This is a genomic window from Marinobacter gelidimuriae (genome assembly GCF_000372805.1).
GTDB lineage: Bacteria > Pseudomonadota > Gammaproteobacteria > Pseudomonadales > Oleiphilaceae > Marinobacter > Marinobacter gelidimuriae.
In genome coordinates this window covers 1-3,457 of record NZ_KB889958.1, presented here as the reverse complement: position 1 = coordinate 3,457, position 3,457 = coordinate 1, and the positions used below count along the sequence as shown (strand labels likewise).

Here is a 3,457-nt window from a genome sequence, read left to right as displayed (position 1 = left end):
TGATTTTCGGGTTCAGGCCTTCACCGTGTCCCAACCATTACGATGGGCGTTTGGCTACTATGCCGTCTGCTGACTTCTGCTCAATCACCGGCGGGGTTACCCCCATCGGCGCTATCGGTGTCCACCTCGTTCGCTCGCAACCGCCGATGGCAACGGCTGCGCGCAGGCTTGATCGACCAGTGGCCTGACTGGTAATTGACCGATCGCTCGTTCAGCAGATCCCGATGCGTCGGACCGCCCCAGATAAGAGCATGAACTTTCACTGCACAACTGCATCATTTACGGTGGCCGTCAGATCACGTGGCTTCGTCGTCTGGTGCCAACTCGCCTCCTATGATGTTCTTGTTCATCAGCTCGCAGTTTTGCTAGCGGCTTACTTCCGGCCGGCGTTCCGGAGACCGCTCCTCGCGGATTGGCCCTTGCCATTCGCTAGTGGTTAGCGTTCAATCGGCTGAACGGTGACCTTCCCACAGGGGACTTTCACCCCATTAGTTCATGCCCATGCTGGGCGTACACAAGCTAATAAACAAGGACAAAAAACAGTTTGCTGTTTCGTTCCTCAACATTTTAGCAAACTATTTTTTGCCTGTTATTAGGGCGTTAGAAACTGAAGGTACGACTATGAAAAATCGTTTTCTGGGTTTGATTATCGTAGTGATTATTCTTTCGGGCTGCGCTTCTGTAGGGCCAAACGGGAGTGGCAAGCCAACAATAATGACGAACCCTCCTTCATATCTACAAAGTTTTCCCCTGAATTCAATAACTCAAGATCAGCTTATTCAGGATCTGGGGGTGCCCGACAAAAGTATCGAAATTGGCGACCAGCTATACCTCTCGTATCAGCTCGGAGAAGGATGGGGTGAGCGTGAATATATCTATGCTCTTGAAGATAATTTGGTCACCGATGTGAGATACAACGACCAAGGTCCTTACAACGGGAGTAGTGCGAGACAGATCCAAAATGCTCCCCCGGAATGACCGTGACTTTTCTAACAAGTGGTTCAAATCGTTCGCTTCGCTCTCTGGGACTGCGTGCCGCAGCCCCTAAACCAAACGTTGGGCGCTCCCGTTCGCAACCTCTGTGAACAGTCGCTGGGTATAGCGCGCATGAGGGCAGACCTACTTTTTGACAGATTATTGTGGCCAATAATGGAGACTTAAAAATAATGAGATTAACCTTGGGCATCTGCCTTATGCTTGTTAGTGCACAGGTTTTTTCCGCAGGAGAAGACTCTTCGAAACATGTGATCTATGCCGGAGTTGGGAATGCTGAACGTGGCAACCCAAACAAAAGCGACGACACTCCTTGGTCGCTAGGGTATCTATATCGAGCGAAGAACAGCAAGGCTTTTTACGGTATAGATTTCGCTCGCGAAGGAACCTCGCTAGATAACACCTCTGGACAAAACGATGCAATCGAGCAAGGATTTTCTCTCAATCTCGTTGTGGGACGAGACCTGAACTTCAACAATGGCTGGGGGGCGGGAATTGGAGTTTTACTAGGTGCCCGTGAAGCCGGTGAATCTTGCCCCGATTCCTACTTAGGATACCAATGTTATGCGGACGAAGACCCAGACACAGAATACGATTTCAATTATGGAGCAGTGCTTCATCTGACATTCAAAAAAGCTTTGATTGGGGCAAGGATTTCGGGGGAGAGTTCGCAACTGATGTTCGGGGTAGCCTTTTGATAACAGGGGTGTTGCACGGCACAAATGGTAATGGCGGTTTGCTTTCGAGTAAGCCGCTGGCGTTGGAGCACAGTCTGGAAAAGGCCGATAAAGTCCTGTTGCAAACCTTTGATGAAGCCCTCCGAGTTGGTGACACACTGACCGCAAAAGACGTGAGGGCAAGGTTCGACGCTGAAGCACAAAAGGCAAGCAGAGCACGGCAGGAAGCCATGGATTCGTGGGGCTGAGGCCAGTGGGCCATCGAGCTATCCGGCAAAGACGGCTCACCCATCCAAACCATGACGCCACAAGAAGCCGCAGACGCCTATGCCAACCCTTGAGAACGGTTAAGATTCGCTCACGCGTGCGTAGTGCGCAAAAATCCGAAAGCCCAGAAATCACCTGCCATTATCAAGCTGGCCCTTGCCATTCGCTGGATAGTTAACAATGGTTCAGCGCTCTATAGACGTGTTTAAACGCGTCAATGCCTGTATGCTGTTGATATCCTGGCCTTCCTGAGGAAGGCTCGGGGATATACGTCACGGTGACGTGTTTAAACAACGTCGCGGCGACGTTGAATACGCTGTTAGGTGAGCAATATGATAAATCGAGAAAGCCTGCTAGAACAGGATGTTAAGTCAGCTCTAAATTGGGCTAAGACATTCAAGTATTTTCGCTTTGTTTTGGCGGTTATATTAACCATTGCATATTTTATGGGCTTTTCCTTCTTCTCTGAACTCTTGGTTTTTTCAGTAGTATTACTGTTATTTTTACCAATGGGATTTACAGATACATTCTTTGAAAAGCACCTCGAATATAATACTATTCTTCTTGAAAATCGCCAGAAATTAAATGCTGAGGAAACAAATAAGCATTTAACTAAAGCATTTGAAGAGATTGAAATGCTAAAAGATCGCTTAGATATTCCTGAGCATGATGAGGAGTATTAATCACTTAACAAGGCATTGCACCGGACTCCGCATGCTGTCGCGCTTTTTGCAAAAACAAGCAAAAGGCACGCCAACATGCTCCGCCGGTGAATGCGGCGTTATGTTTTTAATGCTGCAGATGTATTTAACTAAAAAACATGATTTATGTTATATTTTCCATTATTAATTAGAAAGGACAATCAATGCTAAATCTAGGAAAACTCTCCACACTATGGATAATTTTTCTATTGAATGGATGTGTGATGATGTCGAGTAGTGATGTCACAGTTAAAGAATTATCCAAAGTGGATAAAGGTGAAATGCAAGTAACCTTTCTTAACAATACCCCTTACATTGCAGATATGAGTATAGCCCTCTCCGAATATGGTTTTGCAGTCACACCAATACCAACACAAGAGCAAATTATTGAATTACGAAGTGATACTCGAATAAGTAAGTATAATGCAGCTTCTACGCGCTGGGGTATTACAGTTTCAACAAAGGGTAGTGGAATGACTTGTGCTTTTACTGATTATAATATTCATCACTTTACTCTTATGTTGACAGATATCACAAATAATAGAGTTGTTACTGTATTAAAACAGAAAGGCTCTGACGGACCGTGCACTACTGTAAAACCTGTGTTTGATACATTGGCTGAGAAGCTCGCCGAAACGTGGTAGAAAAAAAATAATCGGATAGCCGTGGGTATCTAACCCCCAGCCCAATGTCATCAACTTAAGACATTTCCCTAAAAATATCATATAATTAGAGCTCATCCATCAACAAGGAAATGCCCTATGGAGCACAATAAAAAAACCAACGGTTGACAACCCAACCGAGATCCTGGCTGAAAAT

The 3,457-nt window shown here is 46.0% G+C and carries 6 protein-coding genes; all 6 read left to right on the top strand.

Annotated elements, in window-relative coordinates; all coding sequences use genetic code 11:
* On the top strand, positions 1 to 188 hold a 188-nt coding region (locus A3OI_RS23505; protein WP_218185854.1), incomplete at its 5' end, for a hypothetical protein.
* 313 nt (positions 189 to 501) lie between these two features.
* Complete coding sequence (locus A3OI_RS0118870) at positions 502 to 978, top strand: hypothetical protein (RefSeq protein ID WP_155903242.1); 477 nt, start codon at positions 502 to 504, stop codon at positions 976 to 978.
* Between the two features lie 188 nt (positions 979 to 1,166).
* Entirely contained in the window at positions 1,167 to 1,691 is a 525-nt protein-coding gene (locus tag A3OI_RS0118865) for a hypothetical protein (RefSeq protein ID WP_018405758.1), read from the top strand.
* An 11-nt stretch (positions 1,692 to 1,702) separates the two neighbouring features.
* Complete coding sequence (locus A3OI_RS0118860) at positions 1,703 to 1,918, top strand: hypothetical protein (RefSeq protein WP_218185853.1); 216 nt, start codon at positions 1,703 to 1,705, stop codon at positions 1,916 to 1,918.
* A gap of 351 nt (positions 1,919 to 2,269) precedes the next feature.
* Entirely contained in the window at positions 2,270 to 2,620 is a 351-nt protein-coding gene (locus tag A3OI_RS20935) for a hypothetical protein (RefSeq protein ID WP_018405756.1), read from the top strand.
* Between the two features lie 182 nt (positions 2,621 to 2,802).
* The gene (locus tag A3OI_RS0118850) at positions 2,803 to 3,282 is read left to right on the top strand and encodes a hypothetical protein (protein WP_018405755.1); all 480 of its coding nucleotides are present in this window, start codon (positions 2,803 to 2,805) and stop codon (positions 3,280 to 3,282) included.
* Positions 3,283 to 3,457 lie beyond the last annotated feature (175 nt).